Origin of the sequence: Pseudomonas inefficax (assembly GCF_032164165.1) — a bacterium.
In the GTDB taxonomy this organism is placed as follows: Bacteria; Pseudomonadota; Gammaproteobacteria; order Pseudomonadales; family Pseudomonadaceae; genus Aquipseudomonas; species Aquipseudomonas inefficax.
In genome coordinates this window covers 1,224,053-1,250,242 of sequence record NZ_CP134401.1, presented here as the reverse complement: position 1 = coordinate 1,250,242, position 26,190 = coordinate 1,224,053, and the positions used below count along the sequence as shown (strand labels likewise).

17 protein-coding genes, 2 tRNA genes and 3 rRNA genes are annotated in these 26,190 nt (G+C 59.5%); 18 read left to right on the top strand and 4 right to left on the bottom strand.

Annotation, left to right across the window (positions count from 1 at the left end; translation table 11 throughout):
* The first annotated feature begins 4 nt into the window (after positions 1-4).
* Together RIN61_RS05545 and RIN61_RS05540 are read left to right on the top strand one after the other, a co-directional pair.
* Complete coding sequence (locus RIN61_RS05545) at positions 5-913, top strand: LysR family transcriptional regulator (protein ID WP_313856154.1); 909 nt, start codon at positions 5-7, stop codon at positions 911-913.
* Between the two features lie 123 nt (positions 914-1,036).
* Complete coding sequence (locus RIN61_RS05540) at positions 1,037-1,372, top strand: DUF2025 family protein (RefSeq protein WP_013973906.1); 336 nt, start codon at positions 1,037-1,039, stop codon at positions 1,370-1,372.
* A 161-nt stretch (positions 1,373-1,533) separates the two neighbouring features.
* Here RIN61_RS05540 and RIN61_RS05535 read toward each other — a convergent pair whose 3' ends face one another.
* Both RIN61_RS05535 and RIN61_RS05530 read right to left on the bottom strand, forming a co-directional pair.
* On the bottom strand, positions 1,534-4,119 hold the full coding sequence (locus RIN61_RS05535; RefSeq protein WP_313856152.1) for a bifunctional diguanylate cyclase/phosphodiesterase: 2,586 nt from the start codon (positions 4,117-4,119) through the stop codon (positions 1,534-1,536).
* Positions 4,120-4,170: 51 nt separating this feature from the next.
* Complete coding sequence (locus tag RIN61_RS05530; RefSeq protein WP_313856150.1) at positions 4,171-5,244, bottom strand: diguanylate cyclase; 1,074 nt, start codon at positions 5,242-5,244, stop codon at positions 4,171-4,173.
* 129 nt (positions 5,245-5,373) lie between these two features.
* Here RIN61_RS05530 and RIN61_RS05525 point away from each other — a divergent pair, with 129 nt between their 5' ends.
* Positions 5,374-6,465 (top strand): MBL fold metallo-hydrolase, encoded by a 1,092-nt coding sequence (locus RIN61_RS05525; protein WP_313856147.1) that lies wholly within the window; start codon positions 5,374-5,376, stop codon positions 6,463-6,465.
* A 3-nt stretch (positions 6,466-6,468) separates the two neighbouring features.
* Here the strand turns inward: RIN61_RS05525 and RIN61_RS05520 are convergent, their stop codons facing one another.
* Positions 6,469-7,365, bottom strand: a complete 897-nt coding sequence (locus RIN61_RS05520; protein WP_313856145.1) for a formate/nitrite transporter family protein — start codon at positions 7,363-7,365, stop codon at positions 6,469-6,471.
* A 458-nt stretch (positions 7,366-7,823) separates the two neighbouring features.
* On the opposite strand from RIN61_RS05520, the gene RIN61_RS05515 reads away from it, so the two are divergent.
* The 15 genes from RIN61_RS05515 (at position 7,824) to RIN61_RS05445 (ending at position 25,537) form a co-directional block, all read left to right on the top strand.
* A 16S ribosomal RNA gene (locus tag RIN61_RS05515) occupies positions 7,824-9,360 on the top strand.
* Between the two features lie 85 nt (positions 9,361-9,445).
* Positions 9,446-9,522: transfer RNA gene (locus tag RIN61_RS05510), tRNA-Ile, on the top strand.
* 24 nt (positions 9,523-9,546) lie between these two features.
* Positions 9,547-9,622: transfer RNA gene (locus tag RIN61_RS05505), tRNA-Ala, on the top strand.
* 243 nt (positions 9,623-9,865) lie between these two features.
* Positions 9,866-12,758 (top strand): 23S ribosomal RNA (locus RIN61_RS05500).
* 144 nt (positions 12,759-12,902) lie between these two features.
* Positions 12,903-13,018: ribosomal RNA gene (rrf, locus tag RIN61_RS05495) — 5S ribosomal RNA — on the top strand.
* Together the 16S, 23S and 5S rRNA genes with 2 tRNA genes alongside form the textbook arrangement of a ribosomal RNA operon.
* Before the next feature lie 355 nt (positions 13,019-13,373).
* Entirely contained in the window at positions 13,374-15,017 is a 1,644-nt protein-coding gene (locus tag RIN61_RS05490; RefSeq protein WP_112253416.1) for an acetolactate synthase large subunit, read from the top strand.
* A 144-nt stretch (positions 15,018-15,161) separates the two neighbouring features.
* On the top strand, positions 15,162-17,099 hold the full coding sequence (locus RIN61_RS05485) for a flavin monoamine oxidase family protein (RefSeq protein WP_313856142.1): 1,938 nt from the start codon (positions 15,162-15,164) through the stop codon (positions 17,097-17,099).
* Between the two features lie 144 nt (positions 17,100-17,243).
* On the top strand, positions 17,244-18,140 hold the full coding sequence (locus RIN61_RS05480; protein ID WP_313856140.1) for a nitrilase family protein: 897 nt from the start codon (positions 17,244-17,246) through the stop codon (positions 18,138-18,140).
* Positions 18,141-18,150: 10 nt separating this feature from the next.
* Positions 18,151-19,305 (top strand): hypothetical protein, encoded by a 1,155-nt coding sequence (locus tag RIN61_RS05475; RefSeq protein ID WP_313856137.1) that lies wholly within the window; start codon positions 18,151-18,153, stop codon positions 19,303-19,305.
* Positions 19,302-20,291 carry an asparaginase gene (locus RIN61_RS05470; RefSeq protein ID WP_112253420.1) on the top strand — a complete coding sequence of 330 codons (990 nt, stop codon included), beginning with the start codon at positions 19,302-19,304 and terminating at the stop codon, positions 20,289-20,291. The genes RIN61_RS05475 and RIN61_RS05470 overlap by 4 nt, the downstream gene beginning before the upstream one ends.
* Positions 20,292-20,383: 92 nt before the next feature.
* On the top strand, positions 20,384-20,935 hold the full coding sequence (locus tag RIN61_RS05465) for a UPF0149 family protein (RefSeq protein WP_112253421.1): 552 nt from the start codon (positions 20,384-20,386) through the stop codon (positions 20,933-20,935).
* A gap of 5 nt (positions 20,936-20,940) precedes the next feature.
* Entirely contained in the window at positions 20,941-21,498 is a 558-nt protein-coding gene (locus RIN61_RS05460) for a UPF0149 family protein (protein WP_313856133.1), read from the top strand.
* Positions 21,499-21,777: 279 nt separating this feature from the next.
* A complete protein-coding gene (locus RIN61_RS05455) occupies positions 21,778-22,407 on the top strand; it encodes a glutathione S-transferase family protein (protein WP_112253423.1) in 630 nt (209 codons plus the stop codon).
* A 27-nt stretch (positions 22,408-22,434) separates the two neighbouring features.
* Positions 22,435-24,471, top strand: a complete 2,037-nt coding sequence (locus RIN61_RS05450; protein ID WP_112253424.1) for a pyridoxamine 5'-phosphate oxidase family protein — start codon at positions 22,435-22,437, stop codon at positions 24,469-24,471.
* A 169-nt stretch (positions 24,472-24,640) separates the two neighbouring features.
* Positions 24,641-25,537: a LysR family transcriptional regulator gene (locus RIN61_RS05445; protein ID WP_112253425.1), complete on the top strand. Its 897-nt coding sequence runs from the start codon at positions 24,641-24,643 to the stop codon at positions 25,535-25,537.
* Position 25,538: 1 nt separating this feature from the next.
* On the opposite strand, the gene RIN61_RS05440 is transcribed toward RIN61_RS05445, so the two are convergent.
* The gene (locus RIN61_RS05440; protein WP_313856130.1) at positions 25,539-26,189 is read right to left on the bottom strand and encodes a hypothetical protein; all 651 of its coding nucleotides are present in this window, start codon (positions 26,187-26,189) and stop codon (positions 25,539-25,541) included.
* Position 26,190 lies beyond the last annotated feature (1 nt).

Sequence of the window (26,190 nt, the reverse complement as noted above, 5' to 3'; positions counted from 1 at the left end):
TCAAGTGAACAAGCTGGAGTTGTTGCGCACCTTTGTGCGGGTCAGCGAGGTCAGCAGTTTCACCCTGGCTGCGGAAAGCCTGGGGCTGCCCCGTTCGACCGTGTCGGAGCAGATCAGGGCGCTGGAGCGTTTGCTGGGTACGCAGTTGTTCAATCGCACCACCCGCCGGGTGCAGGCGACCCAGGATGGCGCCTTGCTGTACGAACGCAGCAAGGACCTGCTGTCGGGCATGGACGAAATCGAGAGCCTGTTCCGCGCCGACGATGCCGAGCTGGCCGGGCGCCTGCGGGTCGACCTGCCGACCATGATGGCCCGCCGGGTCATCATCCCGGCGCTGCCGCAGTTTCTGCAGCGCTTTCCGCGCCTGGAGGTGGAGCTCAGTTGCACCGACCGCCAGGTCGACCTGCTGCGTGAAGGCTTCGATTGCGTGATGCGCATTGGTGCCCTGCATGACCTGGATGTGGTGGCGCGCCCGGTCGGGCAACTGAGCATGCGCAACTGTGCAAGCCCTGCCTACCTGGCCCGCCATGGCGTGCCGCACACGCTGCAGGACCTGGCCCGGCACCACCTGGTGCATTACGTTCGCACCCTGGGCGCGCGCAGCGCCGGTTTCGAATACCTCCAGGACGGTGAACTGCACTTCCAGGCAATGGCCGGCGTGGTGACAGTCAACAATGCCGAGGCGTATTCGGCGGCATGCCTGGCCGGGCTGGGGCTGATCCAGGTGCCGGCGGTGGGCGTGGCCGAGCACCTGCAGCGCGGTGAGCTGGTTTCGGTACTGGAAGGCTGGCAAGCCCCGGCCATGCCAGTGTCACTGCTGTATGCACGGCAACGGCACGTGCCACGCCGGGTGCAGGCCTTCATGCAGTGGCTGGGCGAGCTGCTGCATTCCCAGGTAGACGGTGGGCGCTGATCGATGAAAACCGTGGCGCCTGTGCGACGGCTTGCGTTAGGCTGCCAGCCACGAGTTGCCCGGCAGAGGCAACCTTTCCCCGCCTGGCGTGCGTATCTTCCGATTTGATTGCGAGGTTACGTCATGGCCATCACTTCCCAGGACATTTGCAACGCTGCCGACCAGCTCAAGGGCTTTGTCGGTTTTCATGGCAAGCGCGGTGTGCACATCGTGCGTTTTTCCGAAGATTCGTTCGGCATGGACGTGGCCGACGCCAGTATCACGCCCTGCAGCGAGTTTGTCTGGCGGCCCGAGCAAGGGCAGCGCATGGCCCTGTGCCGCGAACGGCTGGCGCTGTTGCTGGAACAGCATGTGGATGACCGTTTGAACATTGGTGAACCGCTGCGCACCTACCTGCGTCGGCGCGACCTGCCGGAAATCGTGGCAGAGCGCAGTTTGCAGCGGGATTCAGCTCTGTAATAGCGAAGAAACTTCGAAAAACTGCACTATCCCTGTGGGAGCGGGTTCACCCGCGAACACCGGCGAAGCCGGTGCCATATACCGCGCCGCATTCTTCGCGGGTAAACCCGCTCCCACAGGGATAATCATTCCAACCTGAGCAAGACAGTTACCTCGACGCGCTACAGGTAAGGTGCCGAACGCTGGGATGCCTGCGTCAACAACGCCTCAAGCCCCGCACTGTCCAGCGGCCTGCTCATGTAATAGCCCTGCACTTCGTGACAACGATCCTTCTGCAGTGCCTTGAGCTGCTGCTCGCTCTCCACCCCTTCGGCCGTCACCGTCAGCCCCATCGCTTCGCCAAGGTTGATGATGGCCTGGACCACGGCGCGGTCGCTGCCACTGGTGTTGTTCAGTCCGCCAATGAAGCGTTTATCGATCTTGATACTGTCGAACGGGTAGGTGCGCAGGTAGCCCAGCGACGAGTAGCCAGTGCCGAAGTCGTCCATGTTCAGGCGCACGCCCAACTCCTTTAGCGACAGCATGGTGCCCAGCGCGCCTTCGATGTCATTGAGCATCACGTTCTCGGTAATTTCCAGCTCCAGGCGCTGTGCGGGGAAGGCGGTTTCCAGCAGGATCTCGCGTACATCGGCAACCACGTCGCTACGCAGGAACTGCGCCGGTGACAGGTTCACCGAAACCAGCACATCGGCAGGCCAGTCATGGGCTGTGCGGCAGGCTTCGCGCAGCACCCAGCGGCCCAGCGCGACAATGATGTCACTCTGTTCGGCCAGCGGGATGAAGGTGTCCGGCCCCAGCAACCCCTCCTGCGGATGCTGCCAGCGCAGCAAGGCCTCGACCGCGACGATGCGCAGGTCGCTGAGGCGATAGCGCGGCTGGTAGTGCAGCTCGAATTCCTGGTTGCGCAGGGCCCGCCGCATGTCGTTCTCCAGTTGGCGGCGGTACTGGATCTGCTGGTTCATTTCGGCAGCGAAATAGCGCCAGGTGCACTTGCCGTCGGCCTTGGCCTGGTACAGGGCGATATCGGCGCAGCGGATCAGCTCGCCGGCATCGAAGCCTTGGGTACGGGTCTGGGCGACACCGATACTGGCGCCAACGTGCAGGGGCTGGTTATCGAAGATGATCGGTTGCTGCAGCAGGCTGATCAGGCGCGCACAGAAGCGGTCGATCTCGCTGCGGTTGTCCATGCCGCCAAGCACCAGGAGGAACTCGTCGCCGCCCAGGCGCGCGACCAGGTCGCCATCGCGGGTGCTGTCGCGCAGGCGTGTTGCTACCTCCTGCAGCACGGCGTCACCGGCGGCATGGCCGAGGGAGTCGTTGATCGGCTTGAAGTTGTCCAGGTCCAGCAGCAGCAAGGTCAGTGGCGGCGAATCACTGCCGCGCAACAAGGCCTGCTCGAGGTGCCGGGCGAGCTTGTTGCGGTTGGCCAGCCCAGTCAGCGGGTCGTGCAGCGACAGGTGCTGGATGCGCGCATGAGCGTCGACTTCGTCGGTGATGTCGCTGGCGGTGCCGCGAAAACCGACGGGCTTGCCGTCGTACCAGATGGCGCGGGCCGATATCCGGCAGTAGCGGTTCTGGCCATTCTGGTCGCGGTAGGTGCAGCGCAGGTTGGCCAGTTGTTGCGGGGCGGCCGCGGCCAGGGCATCCAGCCACGGCGAGAGCGGCGTGGTATCGCAGGCCAGCAACTGATTGAGCGGGTGGCCGAGCCAATCGTCCACCGGGTAGCCGGTGACATTGACGAAGCGTTGCGAAAGGTAGGTCAGGTGTTGTTGCCGATCGGTTTCCCAGATCCAGTCGGAGGCCGACTCGGCCACCGCGCGAAAACGCAGCTCGCTGGCCTCCAGGGCCTGGTTGCTCTGCTGCAGATGGGCGAGTGTGAGGTCGATCGCCCGCGAACTGCGCAAGGCATGGCGAAACAGGTACAGCATGACCAGGCCGAGTATCAGCAAGGCACCCGCCAGCGGCGGCAACACCGCGCGCAGCAACTGCTGCCCTGGCAGCGGGCTGCTCCAGGACAGGTGGTAGCCGGTATCGCCGAGGTCGATGCGCAGGTGGCCGTGCTCACCCACATCATCGTTTTCCACATGCATGCCGGTCAGGCCGGCACCGCTGCTCAGCTGTGCCAGCTTTTCCTCGGTGAGCTGGTCGACGAACAGCATCACCGGCGCCTGGCGCACCTCGCTATCGGTGACATCCCGGTCCGGGCGCACCGCCGCGGCACTGAGCACTGCCGGCCAGCCGTTGAACAGGACGAAACGGGTGATCTGTTCACGTGGGATGGCCGCTGCCCGAGCCTGGTCGATGATTGGCTGCAGCGCTGCATTAATATAGGTATTGGCCGCTGCCTGGGTAGGCTGGCCTTTGAACAAACCGTAGGTGGTGCGAGCGTCCTCCACCACGAACACCCCTTCATAGCCGCTGGCGCTGTACAGCGACTCGCCCACGTTCTTTTCTTCGTAGGCCCATTTCCAGTCGGCCTGGCCCGCCAGGTGTTCGAAGGCAGCATCCCACACGGCATAGCTGGACAGGAACTGGCGCGAGGCGAGCAGCCGTTGCTCCAGCGCCTTGGTTGCCTGCGAGGCACTGCGCTGGCGTTCCTGATGGTCAAGAGTACCCGCGATATTTAACAGGGCGCCGAGGATGATCAGGCAGGCCAGGCCGAAAACTGCGCTGAAGCCGGCAATCAGGCGACGCACCTGGAAGCGTGGTGTGGGGCTGGCGGGTGGAAGGTTGGCGGTCCTGGCCATGCGCGAGCGGCTCCTTCAGGCAGCCTCCCGCCAGTTAGTCAGGAAGGAGGTTCAATCAGGATAGGCCAGCCTGAGCGCCGCAGCGTCGCTGCGGGCAAAATTGACCTGGTCGCGTCCGGCATGCTTGGCGGTGTACAGCGCTTTGTCCGCCTGTTCGAGCCAGTGCTCGGGTGACTCCAGGTTGGCCTCGAATGCCGAAAGGCCGATGCTCAGGCTTATGCGCAGGTGCGGCAGCTGCGGGTTGCGGTAGCTGGCGACCCGCTCGCGCAGGCGCTCCATGGCCTGGCAGGCTTGGGCTTCACTGGTATCGGGCAAGATCACGCAAAATTCGTCACCGCCGTAGCGCCCGGCCTGGTCACCTTCGCGCAGGTTGTGCCGCAGCTCGGCACCAAGCTGGCGCAGCACACAATCGCCAACCACATGGCCGAAGGTGTCGTTGATGGTCTTGAAGTGGTCGATGTCGATCAGGGCAATCACCGCGTGGCCCTGCTGTTGCTGGCAGGCCTGGAACTTCAACAGCAGCAGGTCTTTCCAGGCACCATGGTTGAGCAGCCCAGTCAGGCTGTCCGTGAGGCTCAGGGTGCTCAGGCGGCGCTTGTGGTCGGCCAGCTTGATCGCCAGTTGGTAGCAGACCCAGCCCAGCGCCAGCGGATAGAGCGTCAGCATCGGCAGGCAGGCATAGACCTGCAGGGGCGTAGCGTTCAATTGCAGGCCGGGGCCCAGCAGCAGAATGGCGACGAACATGCCCGTCAGCTGGGCCAGGACGCCGCGAACGACCATGCGCTTGCCGCCGGCGGCGACGTTGTTCATGGTCATCATCGACAGCACGGTCACGCTGGGCAACGGATTGAAATGGATGGCAGCGGTCCAGAACCCACCCATCAGGGAGTCCAGCACCAGGTTGCGCTGTTCTGCCTGGTAAGGCGTGGCCGAACGGGCTGCCCACAGGTAGGCCACATGCGGCCACAGCAGGCCATTGAACAGTAACAGCAGCCATGCCCAGGTGGGCGGGGACAGCGGCGCCATGGCGGCCATGACGCTGAACAGGCCGATCCCCAGGCCGATGACTCGCGGCAGGTAGATGCGTTTGACGAATGAAAGTCCTTTGCCGCTGCGTTTATCCATCTTGGTATCGTTCTTCTGCTGGAGCACCGTTTATCGCATAACTCTCATGAATATTGTTGAACAGTGTTTCATCTATGAAAAATGACCTTACAAGCCAATTCACGGTTGGTCCGATCACTGTGGGGTAACATGAAGGCTTTCCTGTTGCTCGGAGTGTTGCTGATGGTCCCCTTGACCAGCCCTGCCGGCGAGCCGGCGCCCCAGCGGGAAGGGCGTTTTCACAACCAGGCGTCGTTGCCGCAGGATGGCGTATTGCAGAAGCTGCGCATCGGGCTCAAGTATCTGTTCCTGAGCAAACCGCCGGAAACCCGGCCGGCCACACCGGTGAGCCTGCAGCCCATGACTCGCCAGCAGGTGCTCGACGCACCTGACCGCAGCCTGTGGCGCCTTGGCCATTCCACGGTATTGCTCAAGTTGCGCGGGCGCTTCTTTATTACCGACCCGGTATTCGCCGAGCGCGCCTCGCCGGTGCAATGGGCCGGCCCGCTGCGTTTCCATGCTCCACCCCTGGCGCTGGACCAATTGCCACCGTTGGCTGCGGTGGTACTGTCCCACGATCACTTCGATCATCTGGATGAGCAGGCAATTCGCCAACTGGCCCCGCGCACGAGTGTGTTCCTGGCCCCGCTGGGCGTAGGCAACCTGCTGATGACCTGGGGCGTAGCACCGGGGAAGGTGCGGCAGCTGGACTGGTGGCAGGAAAGCGAGGTCGAGGGCGTACGTTTTGTCGCCACCCCGGCTCAGCACTTTTCCGGGCGTGGGCTGCTGGACAGCAACCGGACCTTGTGGGCGTCGTGGGTGATCGTCGACGAAGATGTGCGGGTATTCTTCAGTGGTGATACCGGCTACTTCGATGGGTTCAAGCAGATTGGCGAGCGCTTCGGGCCGTTCGACCTGACCCTGATCGAGACCGGGGCCTACAACGTCGCCTGGCCCGATGTGCACATGCAGCCGGAGCAGAGCCTGCAGGCCCATCTGGATTTACGCGGGCGCTGGTTGTTGCCGATTCACAACGGTACCTTCGACCTGTCCATCCACGGCTGGCAGGAGCCGTTCGAGCGCATCCTGGCGTTGGCCAACCAGGCACAGGTGCGCCTGAGCACGCCGCAGATGGGGGAGCGGGTCAGCCTTGACTCGCCACATGCCGGGCAGAACTGGTGGCAGCCGCTACCTGTGCGTCAGCGCGGCCAGGCGAACGAGCGCGTGGTAGCGGCACGCTGAAGTTCATTTGTTGCCGTTGTCGCGGCGCAGGGAGGGGGGCTGGTGTTCTTTCAGTAGCCGCGAGGGCGGTCTGCCGCTGTCGCTGCGCACCTGAGCATGGCTGATCAAGCCGAAGATGAAGCTGCCGCCGATGATGTTGCCCGCCAGTGTCGGCAAGGCGAACTCCAGCCAGAAGCTGCTCCAGGTTTCATCGCCGGCCCAGACCAGATAGGACACCTCGACCGAGCCGACCACGATATGGGTAAAGTCGCCCAGGGCCATCAGGTAGGTGATCATCAGGATGATCCAGATCTTGGCGTGTTCCATCGACGGAATCATCCACACCATGGTGGCGATCATCCACCCCGATACGATGCCTTTGGCGAACATCTGGCTGACATCGTTCATCATTACCTTGCGGCCCACCTCCAGGAAGGCCACGTCGGTCTTGCTGTCGAAGATCGGCAGCTCCAGCATTACCCAGGCCACCAGCAAGGTCCCGGCAAGGTTGCCAAGCAGTACCACACTCCAAAGGCGCAGCAGGCGCCCGAAGTTGGCCAGGGTAGGGGTGGTCATTACTGGCAATACGGCGGTCAGGGTGTTTTCGGTGAACAGCTGCTGGCGCGCCAGTATTACTGCAAGGAAGCCTGCGCTGTAGCCGATGCTGGCGATTACCTGGGCACTGTCGCCCTCAGGCAGGCGAGCGTAGAACAGGCCCATGGCCATGAGCGACAGCCCCATGGACAAGCCTGCGGCCAGTGCCGACCACCATAGTGCGGCGAGTGTGCGTTCCAGTTCCTGGTCGCCCTGGTAACGAATGATCTCGTGCAGTACTGCCGCGCGGGGCGGTTGGTTGAGGCTGACTTCCTGCTCCTCGTCCGCGGACAGGCCTGGGGTTTTCTCGCTTTGCGCATCGCTCATGGCCGCTACGCTCCGTTGGGTGGTGTATTTCTACAGATTCGCGGCGCTTTCATTAGTTGCCGACAAAGGTAAAACGGCGGCAGAAAGTTTTTTCAGATCAAGGTGTTGACTCTGATTTCAAAGCGCGTATTATTCGCCTCCTCGCAGCGATGAACGCTTCGAGGCAAGCGGTAAGTTGTTGAGGTTGAAGGGTTTCGAAAGAAACTGGTTGTAAAAAACTTCAAATAAACGCTTGACAGCAAATGAGGAAAGCGTAGAATGCGCGCCTCGGTTGAGACGAAAAGCTCTTAACCAAACGCTCTTTAACAAATCGAATCAAGCAATTCGTGTGGGTGCTTGTGAGTACGGACTGATAGTCACAAAGATTATCAGCATCACAAGTGGCCATGCGAGAAATCACATAGTCATTTGAGATTGCTGAGCCAAGTTTAGGGTTTCTTAAAAACCCAAGCAGTATTGAACTGAAGAGTTTGATCATGGCTCAGATTGAACGCTGGCGGCAGGCCTAACACATGCAAGTCGAGCGGATGACGGGAGCTTGCTCCTTGATTCAGCGGCGGACGGGTGAGTAATGCCTAGGAATCTGCCTGGTAGTGGGGGACAACGTTTCGAAAGGAACGCTAATACCGCATACGTCCTACGGGAGAAAGCAGGGGACCTTCGGGCCTTGCGCTATCAGATGAGCCTAGGTCGGATTAGCTAGTTGGTGGGGTAATGGCTCACCAAGGCGACGATCCGTAACTGGTCTGAGAGGATGATCAGTCACACTGGAACTGAGACACGGTCCAGACTCCTACGGGAGGCAGCAGTGGGGAATATTGGACAATGGGCGAAAGCCTGATCCAGCCATGCCGCGTGTGTGAAGAAGGTCTTCGGATTGTAAAGCACTTTAAGTTGGGAGGAAGGGCAGTAAGCTAATACCTTGCTGTTTTGACGTTACCGACAGAATAAGCACCGGCTAACTCTGTGCCAGCAGCCGCGGTAATACAGAGGGTGCAAGCGTTAATCGGAATTACTGGGCGTAAAGCGCGCGTAGGTGGTTCGTTAAGTTGGATGTGAAAGCCCCGGGCTCAACCTGGGAACTGCATCCAAAACTGGCGAGCTAGAGTACGGTAGAGGGTGGTGGAATTTCCTGTGTAGCGGTGAAATGCGTAGATATAGGAAGGAACACCAGTGGCGAAGGCGACCACCTGGACTGATACTGACACTGAGGTGCGAAAGCGTGGGGAGCAAACAGGATTAGATACCCTGGTAGTCCACGCCGTAAACGATGTCAACTAGCCGTTGGAATCCTTGAGATTTTAGTGGCGCAGCTAACGCATTAAGTTGACCGCCTGGGGAGTACGGCCGCAAGGTTAAAACTCAAATGAATTGACGGGGGCCCGCACAAGCGGTGGAGCATGTGGTTTAATTCGAAGCAACGCGAAGAACCTTACCAGGCCTTGACATGCAGAGAACTTTCCAGAGATGGATTGGTGCCTTCGGGAGCTCTGACACAGGTGCTGCATGGCTGTCGTCAGCTCGTGTCGTGAGATGTTGGGTTAAGTCCCGTAACGAGCGCAACCCTTGTCCTTAGTTACCAGCACATTATGGTGGGCACTCTAAGGAGACTGCCGGTGACAAACCGGAGGAAGGTGGGGATGACGTCAAGTCATCATGGCCCTTACGGCCTGGGCTACACACGTGCTACAATGGTCGGTACAGAGGGTTGCCAAGCCGCGAGGTGGAGCTAATCTCACAAAACCGATCGTAGTCCGGATCGCAGTCTGCAACTCGACTGCGTGAAGTCGGAATCGCTAGTAATCGCGAATCAGAATGTCGCGGTGAATACGTTCCCGGGCCTTGTACACACCGCCCGTCACACCATGGGAGTGGGTTGCACCAGAAGTAGCTAGTCTAACCTTCGGGAGGACGGTTACCACGGTGTGATTCATGACTGGGGTGAAGTCGTAACAAGGTAGCCGTAGGGGAACCTGCGGCTGGATCACCTCCTTAATCGACGACATCAGCCTGCTGATGAGCTCCCACACGAATTGCTTGATTCATTGTAAAAGACGATGCTGTAACGCGACCCTGTTATAGGTCTGTAGCTCAGTTGGTTAGAGCGCACCCCTGATAAGGGTGAGGTCGGCAGTTCAAATCTGCCCAGACCTACCATTACATGGTTCAGCCGTAGAATACGGGGCCATAGCTCAGCTGGGAGAGCGCCTGCCTTGCACGCAGGAGGTCAGCGGTTCGATCCCGCTTGGCTCCACCACTTCCGCAGTACACAGTAACTTGTCAGAACTTAGAAATGAGCATTCAGATCGAATGTTGATTTCTGACTTTTGTCAGATCGTTCTTTAAAAATTCGGATATGTGATAGATATAGACTGATAGCCAGTTTCACTGCTGGTTAATCAGGCTAAGGTAAAATTTGTGAGTTCTGCTCGAAAGAGCAACATGCGAATTTTCGGCGAATGTCGTCTTCACAGTATAACCAGATTGCTTGGGGTTATATGGTCAAGTGAAGAAGCGCATACGGTGGATGCCTTGGCAGTCAGAGGCGATGAAAGACGTGGTAGCCTGCGATAAGCTTTGGGGAGTCGGCAAACAGACTGTGATCCAGAGATCTCTGAATGGGGGAACCCACTCAGCACAAGCTGAGTATCTTGTACTGAATACATAGGTGCAAGAAGCGAACCAGGGGAACTGAAACATCTAAGTACCCTGAGGAAAAGAAATCAACCGAGATTCCCTTAGTAGTGGCGAGCGAACGGGGACCAGCCCTTAAGTTGATTTGAGATTAGTGGAACGCTCTGGAAAGTGCGGCCATAGTGGGTGATAGCCCCGTACACGAAAATCTCTTGTCAATGAAATCGAGTAGGACGGAGCACGAGAAACTTTGTCTGAATATGGGGGGACCATCCTCCAAGGCTAAATACTACTGACTGACCGATAGTGAACCAGTACCGTGAGGGAAAGGCGAAAAGAACCCCGGAGAGGGGAGTGAAATAGAACCTGAAACCGTATGCGTACAAGCAGTGGGAGCCTACTTTGTTAGGTGACTGCGTACCTTTTGTATAATGGGTCAGCGACTTATATTCAGTGGCGAGCTTAACCGAATAGGGGAGGCGTAGCGAAAGCGAGTCTTAATAGGGCGTTTAGTCGCTGGGTATAGACCCGAAACCGGGCGATCTATCCATGGGCAGGTTGAAGGTTAGGTAACACTGACTGGAGGACCGAACCGACTACCGTTGAAAAGTTAGCGGATGACCTGTGGATCGGAGTGAAAGGCTAATCAAGCTCGGAGATAGCTGGTTCTCCTCGAAAGCTATTTAGGTAGCGCCTCATGTATCACTCCAGGGGGTAGAGCACTGTTTCGGCTAGGGGGTCATCCCGACTTACCAAACCGATGCAAACTCCGAATACCTGGAAGTGCCGAGCATGGGAGACACACGGCGGGTGCTAACGTCCGTCGTGAAAAGGGAAACAACCCAGACCGTCAGCTAAGGTCCCAAAGTCATGGTTAAGTGGGAAACGATGTGGGAAGGCTTAGACAGCTAGGAGGTTGGCTTAGAAGCAGCCACCCTTTAAAGAAAGCGTAATAGCTCACTAGTCGAGTCGGCCTGCGCGGAAGATGTAACGGGGCTCAAACCATGCACCGAAGCTACGGGTGTCATCTTACGATGACGCGGTAGAGGAGCGTTCTGTAAGCCTGTGAAGGTGAGTTGAGAAGCTTGCTGGAGGTATCAGAAGTGCGAATGCTGACATGAGTAACGACAATGCGAGTGAAAAACTCGCACGCCGAAAGACCAAGGTTTCCTGCGCAACGTTAATCGACGCAGGGTTAGTCGGTCCCTAAGGCGAGGCTGAAAAGCGTAGTCGATGGAAAACAGGTTAATATTCCTGTACTTCCAGTTATTGCGATGGAGGGACGGAGAAGGTTAGGCCAGCCTGGCGTTGGTTGTCCAGGTTTAAGGTGGTAGGCTGAAATCTTAGGCAAATCCGGGATTTCAAGGCCGAGAGCTGATGACGAGTTGCCTTTAGGCGACGAAGTGGTTGATACCATGCTTCCAAGAAAAGCTCCTAAGCTTCAGATAACTGGGAACCGTACCCCAAACCGACACAGGTGGTTAGGTAGAGAATACCAAGGCGCTTGAGAGAACTCGGGTGAAGGAACTAGGCAAAATGGCACCGTAACTTCGGGAGAAGGTGCGCCGGCGAGGGTGAAGGACTTGCTCCGTAAGCCCATGCCGGTCGAAGATACCAGGCCGCTGCGACTGTTTATTAAAAACACAGCACTCTGCAAACACGAAAGTGGACGTATAGGGTGTGACGCCTGCCCGGTGCCGGAAGGTTAATTGATGGGGTTAGCGCAAGCGAAGCTCTTGATCGAAGCCCCGGTAAACGGCGGCCGTAACTATAACGGTCCTAAGGTAGCGAAATTCCTTGTCGGGTAAGTTCCGACCTGCACGAATGGCGTAACGATGGCGGCGCTGTCTCCACCCGAGACTCAGTGAAATTGAAATCGCTGTGAAGATGCAGTGTATCCGCGGCTAGACGGAAAGACCCCGTGAACCTTTACTATAGCTTTGCACTGGACTTTGAATTTGCTTGTGTAGGATAGGTGGGAGGCTTTGAAGTGGGGACGCCAGTTCTCATGGAGCCATCCTTGAAATACCACCCTGGCAACTTTGAGGTTCTAACTCAGGTCCGTTATCCGGATCGAGGACAGTGTATGGTGGGTAGTTTGACTGGGGCGGTCTCCTCCCAAAGAGTAACGGAGGAGTACGAAGGTGCGCTCAGACCGGTCGGAAATCGGTCGTAGAGTATAAAGGCAAAAGCGCGCTTGACTGCGAGACAAACACGTCGAGCAGGTACGAAAGTAGGTCTTAGTGATCCGGTGGTTCTGTATGGAAGGGCCATCGCTCAACGGATAAAAGGTACTCCGGGGATAACAGGCTGATACCGCCCAAGAGTTCATATCGACGGCGGTGTTTGGCACCTCGATGTCGGCTCATCACATCCTGGGGCTGAAGCCGGTCCCAAGGGTATGGCTGTTCGCCATTTAAAGTGGTACGCGAGCTGGGTTTAGAACGTCGTGAGACAGTTCGGTCCCTATCTGCCGTGGACGTTTGAGATTTGAGAGGGGCTGCTCCTAGTACGAGAGGACCGGAGTGGACGAACCTCTGGTGTTCCGGTTGTCACGCCAGTGGCATTGCCGGGTAGCTATGTTCGGAAGAGATAACCGCTGAAAGCATCTAAGCGGGAAACTTGCCTCAAGATGAGATCTCACTGGGATCTTGAATCCCCTAAAGGGCCGTCGAAGACTACGACGTTGATAGGTTGGGTGTGTAAGCGCTGTGAGGCGTTGAGCTAACCAATACTAATTGCCCGTGAGGCTTGACCATATAACACCCAAGCAATTTGCTGACGCAGATTGCGGTGGTGAAGACGAAACGAACCGAAAGTTCGCACTGCTCACAAAAGCACCACAAATATCGCATATCCGAATTCGCTGGGCTGTCCATCTGGACATTCTGGCAACAGAATTTCTTGACGACCATAGAGCATTGGAACCACCTGATCCCATCCCGAACTCAGCAGTGAAACGATGCATCGCCGATGGTAGTGTGGGGTTTCCCCATGTGAGAGTAGGTCATCGTCAAGATTCATTTCGCAAAACCCCTATCTGCGCATGCAGGTAGGGGTTTTGTCTTTGTGGCCCGGAAGCCACAGGCCTGCACAACCCTTCTCTGTGGGAGCGGGTTCACCCGCGAACACCGGCAAAGCCGGTGCCATCCACCGCGCTGCCTTCTTCGGGCGGTTCTAATCTCCGCTGCCCAACGACCGCAAAATACCCCGGCTGCGACAATATTCCCGTCACATTCACGTGACTTTCCCGCGCCCACCCTACGTCAAGACTTTGGTTCGGAGCACTCCTGTCTCCGGGCCGAGCGATGCCAGCGTACCGTGCTGCGCATTTCCGGACTTTCACCGTCCCATCACTTGAGGTAGCAAGCAAGATGGCCAAGGCCGCCGATGTCGTTGTGCAATGCCTGGAAAACGAAGGTGTCGAGTATGTGTTCGGCATTCCCGGTGAAGAAAACCTCGACCTGCTCGAATCCCTGCGCAAGTCGAAGATCAAGCTGGTACTGACCCGTCACGAGCAGTCCGCGGGCTTCATGGCCGCCACTTACGGTCGCCTGACCGGCAAGACCGGCGTCAGCCTGTCGACCCTTGGCCCTGGCGCCACCAACCTGGTCACCGCCAGCGCCTACGCCTACCTTGGCGGCATGCCGATGATGATGATCACCGGCCAGAAGCCGATCAAGAAGTCCAAGCAGGGCCGTTTCCAGATCATCGACGTGTGCGGCATGATGGACCCCATCACCAAGTACACCCACCAGTTCGCCTCCGCCGACAACATCCCGGCGCGTATGCGCGAAGCCTTCCGCCTGGCCGAAGAAGAGAAGCCGGGCGCGGTCCACCTGGAGCTGCCGGAAGACATCGCCGCCGAGCAGACCGAAAGCCTGCCGATCCCGCCTAGCCTGAGCCGGCGTCCGCTGGCCGAGCACAAGGCCATCGAAGCCGCCGTGGAAAAACTGCAGAAAGCCCGCAGCCCGATCCTGGTAATCGGTGCCGGGGCCAATCGCAAGATGACTGCCAAGGTCCTCAAGCAACTGATCGACAAGACCGGCATCCCGTTCATCACCACGCAGATGGGCAAAGGCGTGGTCGACGAGCGCCATCCGCGCTTCCTGGGCAACGCTGCACTGTCGTCCGGTGACTTCGTGCACCGCGCCGTCGAAGCTGCCGACCTGATCGTCAACATTGGCCACGACGTGATCGAGAAGCCGCCGTTCTTCATGGTTCGTGGCGGTACCGAAGTCATCCACATCAACTTCCGCTCTGCCGAAGTCGATGCCGTGTACTTCCCGCAGGTGGAAGTGATCGGCGACATCGCCAACGCCGTATGGCAGATCAGCGAAGCCCTGACCGACATCACCCATTGGGACTTCACCCGCCTGATGGCGATTCGTGAAGCCAACGAAGCGCAGATCGCCGAAGGTGCCGACGACAACCGCTTCCCGGTGTACCCGCAGCGCATGGTTGCCGACATCCGTCGCGTGCTGCCGTCCGAAGGCATCGTCGCCCTGGACAACGGCATCTACAAGATCTGGTTCGCCCGCAACTACAAGGCGCACAAGCCGAACACCGTACTGCTGGACAACGCCCTGGCGACCATGGGCGCCGGCCTGCCATCGGCCATGGCCGCGCACCTGGTGCACCCGGACCGCCCGGTGATCTCGGTGTGCGGCGACGGCGGTTTCATGATGAACAGCCAGGAGCTGGAGACTGCGGTACGTTTGGGCATGCACATCACCGTGGTGATCCTGCGTGACGACGGCTACGGCATGATCCGCTGGAAGCAGGCGAACATGGGCTTCACCGATTTCGGCCTGGATTACGGCAACCCGGACTTCGTCAAGTACGCCGAAGCCTACGGTGCCAACGGCCACCGCGTGGAAAGCGCCGAAGGCCTGCTGCCGTTGCTCGAACACTGCATCAAGACCCCGGGTGTACACGTGATCGACTGCCCGGTCGATTACAGCGAAAACGACCGCATCCTCAACAGCGAGCTGCGTGAGCGCGCGCTGGCGGTGTAAGGCGTAACGGCTTTATTGACATCAATCCGGCCATCACAGCGATCTCACGATCCTGCGGTGGCCGGTTGGTGCTAATTAACAACCTCTTCACGCATCTCGTGATTGATCATTCTCATGTTCTCAACTCATAGAGAACACGAGACCATGACCATCGGCTCTACACACAACCATCCTGCTGATCTGACTATCGAGCCATCCCTGCTCGTAAAGCCGTGGGCTGCGCGTTACCCTAATCCTCCTGATCTTTGCTTTGATTATCGGCGTCTACTCGAACAAGAGGGCGGAGTCGCATGCGCCACTCAACCGGATCATCGGATCTGTATTGTCGGTGCTGGTGTTACCGGGCTAACTGCAGCCCGTGAATTGCTACGTTGCGGCTTTACCCGTATCACTTTGATCGAGCAGTCCAGGCGTGTGGGCGGGCGCCATCTCACGCTGGTAAATAACGCAGGAAATCAAAAGCAGCCTGTAACCCCTTTTGAAATGGGCGCCATGCGTATGCCGTTCTTCAACAGGACTGGCGAACCCCCGAAAGATGGGCGCTCGCTTATGGCCTATTACGCCAAGCTGTTCGAGCTACGAATTTCCGATTTTCCAAATCCCGGGACACCTTGGGTGAATGCCACTGGAATATATCTTCGTAACGGGCAATTAGAGGGTAATAGAGACCCTGTGCTGTTGGTCTGGCGCAATCCTGAAGGAAACACACCACCCCCCACTGCGATGCTTCAGCAGGTCTACGATAAATGGCGCCATTTTGCGGAGCAGTTCGCCGAGCGTATTGCAGCGGGTTATGGCACTGAAAGCTGGGAATCGATGTGGTCGGCGATCGTCGAGCGCTACCATCGATTATCGTTTAGAGATCTGGTGCATTTACCAGCTCTTGCGGCTTGGGACCCTGCAAACCCTGGTGATTTTGGTGGTCTAGGTATGAGTGGCGACGAGTCGGCCATCTTCTATTCAATCGGGATTGGAGACGGTAGCTGGGGAGCGTTTTATGATGTCTGCTGCCTGTACCCGCTGCGCACAGCAATCTTTGGCTTTAGCAGTCACCTACAGTTGGTGCATGGGCGTGTTGACCAGGACGGTATGCCTTACGTTGCGCCCCATCTTGAAGCCAGCAGCGTCCCTGACAGTAAAGGGTTGATGTTTCAGGGGCCCGCCTATATCGGGCTTGCGGCGATGGACGAAAGCCTCATGTTTCTGGACGCCGGGATGGGCGGCTCCTCGCTGTATGACCACCTGCTGCAACGAGATGATGGGTTACTAACCGACACTTCGGTCTGTTCCCTACAAAAGCTGGAGGATGGTCGCATACGGGTCGGATACCGTTGGCATTGCAGTGATCCGGTGCAGGGGAACGTCCAATATGAAGACTTCGACAGTGTGATCTTGACCATCCCTTCCTGGCTGATCGAAACCAACATCCGCCTCGACGGTTTCAGCCGTCAGATGTTGCCGCAGACGATCTTGGATGCCTGGAAGCATGCTCACTGGGAGACGAGCTGTAAGGTCTATGCCCCGCTGAAGAAGAGCTTCCTGGACCGCAACCTAGCTTTTCCGCAAATTCTGGTCACTGACAGTTTCGTTCACGATGTCTATGCCTATCGCTACAACGACCATTACGCTGATGACTGCATCCTGCTCAGTTACACCTGGGAAGACGATGCAACGAAACTGGCCGCGTTCTCAGATGAGGAACTTGCCCACAAGTGCGTGAAGGAACTCGATCGGATCCTCCTTCGCTGCAGCAACGTGGCTGAACCCATATCGCCTTATATCGATACCCGCAACATTCGCATACAGCGTTGGATGACTGATCGAAACGCGCTTGGCTGCGCAAAGTTGTATCGGGCTGGGACCTATTACGATGCAGTGAGCCTGATGAAGTACAACCGTGATCTGAGTGCCAGTTCAGGATTGTATCTGGCTGGAGAGTCCTTCTCTGTTGACGCCGGCTGGACCGAGCCGTGTCTACGCACGGCGCTCGATGCGGTCATCAACCTGTGCAACAGAACATCGGCATCGTTCAACGGTGGCTTTACCCTGAACCACTACCCACATTATCAAGCTGGGAAATAGCTGCATCCGGGAGTTTTTGTGGGGAATTTCCTACTGGAAGACCTCTCTTGTCCTTCGATCCCATAGGAACTCCCCGACTGTCACTCCCCAGCCCAACCCCGCTTTACTGGCGCCCTTCCAAAACAACCATAAAAGGAAGCCGCCATGTCCGAACATTGCACGTCCGTCAGCCCTGTACGTATCGCCGTCATCCAGTACGACCCTCAGGTCGGGCTGGAGAATTGCGATGGCAACCTTAGCAAGGGCCTGGCATTGGCCCGGTGCGCGGCGCGTGAAGGCGCCAACCTGATCGTGCTACCCGAGTTGGCCAATACCGGCTACACCTTCCACACACGGGCAGAGGCCTATGCCCATGCCGAAACGCTGGAGGAGGGTCGCAGCCTGAAAGCCTGGGCGGATTTCGCCCGGGAGTACCAGGTCTACCTGGCTGCGGGTTTTGCCGAACGCGAGGGGTTGAAACTCTACGACAGTGCCGTACTGTTCGGTCCGAAAGGCTTGCTCGGGCATTACCGCAAAGCCCACCTGTGGAACCAGGAAAAGCTCTGGTTCACCCCTGGCGATCTGGGTTTCCCAGTGTTCGAGACACCGATCGGCCGTATCGGCCTGCTGATCTGCTGGGATATCTGGTTCCCGGAAGTGCCGCGGCTGATGGCCGCGCAAGGCGCCGACATCATCTGCAGCCTGAACAACTGGGTATGGACGCCACCACCGCTGTTCGATGAAGCAGGGCGCTGCATGGCGTCCTACCTGACCATGACAGCGGCGCACGCCAACAACGTCTACATCGCTGCCGCCAACCGCATAGGTAGCGAGCGGGGCGGTCGCTTCCTTGGCTGTTCACTGATTGCCGGTACCAATGGCTGGCCCATTGGCGAGGTGGCCAATGCAGAGGAGGAGTGCATTCTTTACGCCGATGTCGACCTCAGCAGCGCCCGCTCGGCGCCGATCTGGAACAGCCTCAACGACCTGCCGCGCGACAGGCGCACCGATCTTTACGATGCGACGCTTGGCTATCGCCTTCATGCACCTATGCCTCGCTGAGGAGTTGCACATGAAAACGCTACTCTTCCCCAACCGGCAGCGTTCGTCGGTGTTGATCCTTGCCTGTCTGCTGGTGCTGCTGGTTGCCAGCCTCGTACAGGGCCAATGGCCGGACTACACGCAACTGGCCGCGACGCTCGATCAGCCGCTCAGCCGCCTGCGCTGGATAGTTGGTGATATCAGCGAAGTGGCCTTCTACAAGCATGAGTTGCCTGCCCTGGGCTTGCTATTGGGAGCTTGCCTGGCGCACTGGGCCCACGTGCGCGGGTATCGCTGGCACGGCTTTGCCATCTGCTACGGCAGCGGATTATGGCCGTGGGTGTTCACCAGTTCGCTGCTGGGCTTGTTGCTCAGTCACGCGTTGTGGGGATGGACATTGGCCAGTGGCACCTGGCAACCGACCTTCGTTGCTTTCGTATCGTTGCCAGCAGCCATGGTGCTGTTGTTTGGTGCGGGTTGGCGGGTGACCATCAGCGGCGCACTGCTGGGAGCGCTGTTGGTAACACCAGCCAGCCTGCTGATGGTCAACTACCTGTGCTATCCCCTGCAGTTGCCGGTGGTAGTCGGCAACGTAAGTGGCATGGCGCTGGCAAGCGTGGTGGCGTTCATGCTGTGCTGGCACTTTCCATCATGGGTACGGCCCAGCCATCCGCCCACCACACATGAACCCGTTGCGGCCCAACCCGACTACGGTGTGTTCTGGACCCTGCGGCGTGTACTGGCCGATTTCAGCGAAGCGCCATTCTTCGGCAATGAACTGGCCAGCCTCGGGCTACTGCTGGGGGTGTTTCTGGCTTACATGCTGGCCCCCGCTGCGCCGGTCTACGGTTCGCTGCTGCTGATTCCGATGGTTGCCGGGCAGGCGCTGGCATCACTGGTAGGTGTCGTGTTCTGGCGTCGCCAATGGCAGGCGCGAGGCTGGTACCCCACTTACATTCCCATCGTCTCGATCGTCCCTGCCGCTGTGCTCACCCACGGTGGAGGCTGGCAAGTGGTCGTAGCCAGTGCAGTGCTGGGTGCGCTGGTAGCGCCACTGTTGGCAGTGGCCATCAGTCAGCGCTTGCCAGCCTACATGCATGGTTACATCGGCAATGTAGTGTCGATGGCCATCAGCACACTGGCGATCGTTCCGCTGGTCGGGCTGCTTGCTGGAGGTGGCGTATGAAAGCGCATGCAAACCTGCCCAGGTTGTCGATCGCCAGCCTGGGAGGGACGGTGAGTATGCGGACAAGTGCAAGCGAATGTGGGGTGATGCCCAAGCTTGACTGCGCTGAGCAACTGGCCGAGTTGCCACAGCTGCGTGAGATGGCCCATCTTGAGGCTGTCACTCTGGGCCTGCTCCCCAGTGCCTCGCTGGGCTTTGCGGCGATGCTCGAGGTGCTGGCCTGGGCCCGGGGCGAGGTGGCTCGTGGAGCACACGCGGTGATACTGACCCAAGGTACCGACAGCCTCGAGGAAACGGCGTATTTCCTTGATCTGCTCTGGCCGTTCGATGTGCCATTGGTAATGACCGGTGCCATGCGCGCGGCCAGCCAGCCGGGCAACGACGGCCCGGCCAATCTGCTGGCTGCGGCGCAGGTGGCATTGGCGCCTGGCAGTCGTGGTCGCGGTGTTCTGGTGCTGATGAATGATCAGGTCCACTGCGCTGCAAGGGTTCGCAAGACGGCAAGCCTCGCGATGGCTGCATTCGAATCGCCCGGGTGCGGAGCACTGGGCGATGTTGTGGAAGGTGTCGTGGTATATCGTCAACCGCCAGTCCCACGAGAGGTGCTGCCGTTACCGCATCGTACCGAGCATCGGGTTGCAATGCTGGAAGCGTGCCTGGACGCAGATACGGCGTTGTTGAAGGCTGTAGCGACACTGGGCTATGAGGGACTGGTCATAGCCGGTTTCGGTGCCGGTCACGTTTCCGCTAGCTGGTCCGAAGTGCTTGGCCATCTCGCGCCCACCTTGCCTGTGATTGTTGCCACCCGCACAGGCAGTGGTCCCACAGCCTCGGCCTCCTACGGTTTTACCGGAGCCGAGATCGACCTGCAGGCCAAGGGGGTACACATGGGCGGGCAGCTCTGCCCGCGCAAATGTCGTATTTTGCTGTGGCTGTTGATCGGCACGGGCAGGCAGCAGCAGCTGCATGGCTGGTTGCCACGTTAGATAATCTGCCCGCGTAGCTGCAAGCGCGGGCAGCCCTTCGGACGTTGCTGTGCTAGGGTGCACACACTTTTGCTTCCCAGGATGTCCACGCCATGCTCCCCCCTCTCAGCGAAAAAGAACTCGACCGCCTTGAAGACCTGCTGATCACCTACGGCAATGACTACTCGGTACTCAACCTGGCCGAGCTCAATGGCTTTTTCACTGCCCTGGCCAGCTCGCCGACTACCGTCATGCCTGAACAGTGGCTGCCTGCGGTGGCCGGCGGCAAGGTGCCGAAATTCAAGAAGCCGGCGCATGAAGAGGCGTATACGGCATTGATGCTGCGCTATGCCAGCCAGGTGGCGGAGGAGTTGGGCGACGATGTCGACCACTTTGAGCCGCTGTTCGAAGAAAGCGAAGGCGAAGAGGGCAATGTAATCATCATGGAGGAGTGGTGCTTTGGCTACATGCGCGGCACCCAGGTCGCCGGCTGGGCCGAGCTGCCGCCGGAGCAGGACCAACTGCTCAAGGCCATTTCGCTGCATGGGCTGGAGGACAACTTCGAGCTACTGGACCAGATGAGCGAAGCGGATATCCAGGCCTGCGTGCCTCAGGTGACCGAGGCGGCACGCAAGCTTTACCGTTACCACCGGCTGCAGGATTGACCTCTATGAGTCACCCCATCACCGACCAGGAGTTGGACGAGCTGGGAGAGCTGCTTTTCAAGTATGGCAATGATGACGCGATACTTGATGTCAGTGAACTCGATGGCTTTGTGAATGCCCTATGCAGCTCGCCGCATCTGCTGCCACCAAGTGAGTGGTTGCCGGAGGTTTCTGGCGGCAAACTGCCTCGGTTCAAAAGCAAGGCCCAGGCTCAGCGCTACACGGATTTGATCATCAAGTTTTACAACACCGTCGCGATTATGCTCAGCGAAGCCACGGATGAGCTGAATCTGTTCTTTGAGGTCAGAGATACTGCGCAGGGCGAAATTGTAGTGCTTGAAGAGTGGTGCTTCGGGTACATGCGGGGTGTTCGTTTGGGACGATGGACAGAATTACCTGCCCATCTTCAAGAATATCTCGACGCTATTGCCTTGCACGGTTCGGAGGAAAATTTTTCCGTCCTGGACAAGATGAGCCTCGAAGAACACCAGGCCACTGTGCCGTTGGTGGTTGATGCTGTGCATGTTCTTTACCTCTACCAACGGCAGCAGCGATTGGGTTGATTTCTCTGATTTAGCAGGGACCTGTGGGAGCGGCTTTAGCCGCGAACACCGGCGCAGCCGGTGCCAGGCACCGTGTTGGATTCTTCGCGGCTAAAGCCGCTTCCACGGGAGGGTGTAATGCTTTTGGAGCGGGCTTGCCCGCGAAGAGGGCAGAAGCCTGAGTGCATTATTCCGCCTCGCGAAATTATGGTTTCCCCGCCACGCGGATTCTGCTGTCAGTCGAACCAGTGCAGCATGTGCTCCACCAGCCCATCCCGGTGCTGACGAGGAGCCAAGCCCATGTCGAACCCGATCAAGCTTTACAACTTCCCCAAGTCCGGCCACGCCCACCGCATCGAGCTGATGCTCTCGCTGCTGAACCTTCCCACCGAGCTGGTGTTCGTCGACTTGGCCAAAGGCGCGCACAAGCAGCCGGACTTCCTCGCCCTCAACCCGTTCGGCCAGGTCCCGGTCATTGATGACAACGGCACGGTGGTCGCCGACTCCAATGCCATCCTGGTGTACCTGGCCAAGAAGTACGATAACGGCACCTGGCTCCCCGAGGAACCCGCTGCCGCCGCCCGCGTCCAGCGCTGGCTTTCTGTCGCTGCCGGCCCGTTGGCCTTCGGCCCTGCTGCTGCGCGTCTGGTCACGGTGTTCGGTGCCTCGTTCAACACCGATGAAGTGATTACCCGCGCCCACACCCTGCTGAAAGTGATCGACGCCGAGCTGGCCAACAGGCCCTTCCTGGCGGGTAGCACACCCACCATCGCCGATATCGCCAACTACTCGTACATCGCCCATGCACCTGAGGGCAATGTGTCGCTGGAGCCCTATGCCAACGTACGCGGCTGGCTGGCGCGGATCGAGGCGCTGCCGCGCTTCGTGCCCATGCCACGCACCGTGATCGGCCTGCAGACCAGCGCCTGACGCTCAGCCACTGCGAGGAACGCCGCCATGCAACAGAACCCGGACCACCACTCCTCCCCCTGGCATGCGGGAGAGAAGACCCTGCAGGAAAAAGCCGGTGTCGCGGAGCGCATGGAGGCGTTCGGGCAGAAGGTCATTCGTGACTACATGCCCGATCAGCATCGTATTTTCTATAACCAGTTGCCATTCATGGTCGCTGCCAGCGTGGACGCACTGGGGCGGCCCTGGGCGACGCTGCTGGAAGGGCCGGAAGGTTTCGTCAGCTCGCCGGACCCGCGCCAGCTGACGATCGACACTCAACTGCCGGCAGACGATCCCGCTACCCCGGGGCTGGCAGCCGGGCAGGCGGTCGGCCTGTTGGGGATCGAACTGCACACTCGCCGGCGCAACCGCCTCAACGGGCAGATTCGCGAGGCCGGCGACAGGCAACTGCAGGTGACTGTGGAGCAGTCGTTCGGCAACTGCCCGCAGTACATCCAGCTGCGTGACTACACCCGCGTCGCAGAACCCGCCCAGGGGCGTGTCGATGCGACGACACTCGATGCCTCGGCTGTCAGCATTATCCAGGCAGCCGATACTTTCTTTGTCGCCAGCTATGTCGAGCATGACGACGGCCAGCGTTCGGTGGATGTCTCCCACCGTGGCGGGCGGCCCGGGTTCGTCAAGGTCGAAGGCAACCGCCTGACCATTCCCGACTATGCTGGCAACCTGCACTTCAACACCTTGGGCAACCTGCTGGTGAACCCGCAAGCAGGGTTGCTGTTCATCGATTTCAGCAACGGCAACGTGTTGCAGCTCTATGGGCATGCCGAGTTGCTGCTGGACAGCCCGGCCATCCAGGCGTTCGAAGGCGCCGAGCGCTTGTGGACGCTGGAGGTAGAGCAGGTGGTATGGCGCCCGGCTGCCGTTTCCCTGCGTTGGGCCTTCAAGGAGTACGCGCCGACCAGCCTGATGACCGGCACCTGGGCCGAGGCCGACATACGCCTGCAGCAACGCCAACAGCAGCGCCAATGGCAGGCCTGGCGTGTGCTGCGGGTGGAGCAGGAAAGCCGCGATATCCGCTCGTTCTACCTTGAGCCTCCTGCAGGTAGTGCGATGGCTTTTGCCCCAGGGCAGCATGTTCCGGTGCAAGTCCAGCTCGACGGCGAGGCAGCACTGATCCGTACCTACAGCCTGTCCAGCGCGCCTTCGGACGGCTACCTGCGCATCAGCGTCAAAGCCCAGGGTCCTGCTTCGCGGCACCTGCATGAGCGTGTCGTGCCCGGCGATGTGCTGAACGTGCGCCCGCCGATGGGCAGCTTCACGCTGGACCAGCAGAGCACACGGCCGCTGGTGCTGATCGGCGCGGGTGTGGGTATCACGCCATTACTGGCCATGCTGCGCGAGCAGTTGAACAAGGGGCGGGCACGGTGCATCCATCTGTTCCATGGTGCGCGCAGCCTGGCCGACCTGCCGTTCCGTGAGGAGCTGGCAAGCTTGCGGCAGCAGGCTGGCGGCCTGCTGCACGTGCACCGCGCCCTTAGCCAGCCGGAAGAGCATGCGCTGGTGGGGCGTGATTACGAGTTTGCCGGTCGGCTGGGTATCGAGCAGGTCAAGACGACGCTTGCGCTGGACGACTACGATTTCTACCTGTGTGGCCCGGGCAGTTTTACCCAGGACCTGTATGAAGGGCTGCGCGGGGTGCATGTGCCGGATGCACGGATCCATGCCGAAGCCTTTGGCCCGTCGACGCTTCGGCGGCACACCGACGATGACCAGCCCACCCTGCAACAGCCGCCGGCGGCCAGCGAGCCGGTGCCGGTATACTTTGCGGCTTCGGCCAAGGAGGCGCGCTGGGCGCCCGGTAGCGGTACGCTGCTGGAGTTGGCCGAGGCGCGTGGGCTGGCGCCGGAGTTCAGTTGCCGAGGTGGATCGTGCGGTACCTGCAAGACCCGGTTGGTCAGTGGCCAGGTGCATTACCCGAACCTGCCGGCCGAGCTGCCGGAGGCGGGGTCGGTGTTGATCTGCTGTGCCGTGCCGGCCCGGTCGGAGGAGGGGGCGCAGGCGTTGGTGCTGGATCTGTAAGTAGCCTGTCCCGGCCCTTCGGGCTTGCCCGCTCCCACAGGTACTCCACTGCCCTCAGGGATGGTGAATGACCTGTGGGAGCGGGCAAGCCCGCGAAAAGGCCGGCACAGGCAACACAAAATGCCCAGATGAAAGATAATCCCGGCACCTCACAATCCCAGGAGCCCGCATGGACCAGATCCACCTGATGAAGGTGTTCGTCGCCGTAGGCGAGCTGGAGAGCTTCGCCGCCGCTGCCCGCCGCCTGGACATCTCCCCAGCTGCGGTCACCCGTGCCGTCAGCGCCCTGGAAGAGCAACTCGGGGTCAAGCTGCTGCTGCGCACCACCCGTAGCGTGCGCCTGACCGAAGCCGGTGGCCGCTACCTGGAAGATACCCGGCATATCCTCGCCAGCATCCACGAGGCCAACGAAGCCGCCGCTGGCATCAACGCTACGCCCAAGGGCGACCTGGCCGTCACTGCGCCCATCCTGTTCGGCAAGAAGTTCGTCATGCCGTGCATCGTCCACTACCTGCAGCAGTACCCTGAGGTTGACGTTTCCGCCTACTTCCTCGACCGCATCGTCAACATGGTAGAGGAGGGCATGGACGTGGCCGTTCGTATCGGCCCCTTGCCCGACTCCGGGCTCAAAGCACTGCGGGTGGGCAGGGTCCGACGCATGTTGTGCGCCTCTCCCGAATACCTGGCGCGTCATGGCGTGCCAAAGCACCCGTCCGACCTGGCGGAACATGCGGTGATCGGTACCACAAACCTGTCGCCGCGAGCCGGCTGGCGTTTCGGAATAACCGATGAACCGACCCTGGTGCGCATGAAACCCCGCTTGATGGTGACCAGCAATGACGGGGCGATCGCTGCGGCCAGCGGCGGGTTGGGCATTGCCCGCCTGCTGTCGTATCAGGTCGCAGATGAATTGGCCAGCGGGCAGCTGCAGGTGATCCTGGCCGATTATGAAGAGGCGCCTTGGCCGATCCATATACTGCACCGGGAGAGCAAGTACGGTTCAGCCAAGGTCCGGGCCTTCATTGACATGCTGGCGCAGGCGCTGAGGGCTCGGCAGCTGGACTGATTCAGGTGAACTGAATGAAGAAGAACCCGGCGTCATCGCCTTCCTTGCCACGGCGCGCCTGCATGTCCACGAACAGGAAGCCGTTACCTTCGCCAAACAGCCCAACATGTTGCGGACTGGCTTTGGCCACGTCGGCGTCCACCAGTTGCATCATGAACATGTAGCGCGGTGGTTCGTAGATCGGATCCTGCAGCCAGCAGGGGCGGCCGCTGGGTTTGCTCAGGCCGATCCCGCTGTCCTCATCCTCATGCTCCTCGTCATGCTCCTCGTCGGTCATCTCTTCGAAATCGATGAACGCTCGCTCCAGCAGCAAGGGCGGGGTGCTGGGCTCCAGGGGCTGGCTGGCGAGTTCATGCAGGATGACCCGGGCAAAGCCACCGCTGATGACGCTCTGCAGTTCAGACTGCTGATTGACCGTATAGCGACGCTGAAGTGGGCGGTTGAAGCTACCGTCCTGCTGTTGCTCGACTGCAAGGAAAACGGTGATAGCCATGCCTGGCGGGACGAACCGGGCCGGTTGGAACTGTTCGGTAAGGGTCATGATGGGCGTCATCAGCCCACCGGTTTGCGGGTTGGCCGGCCACAGGGAAAGGTCCTTGAGCAAAGGCGCACCACCGATCTGGCCGACGCCGCGATCTTGTTGGGACAGCACG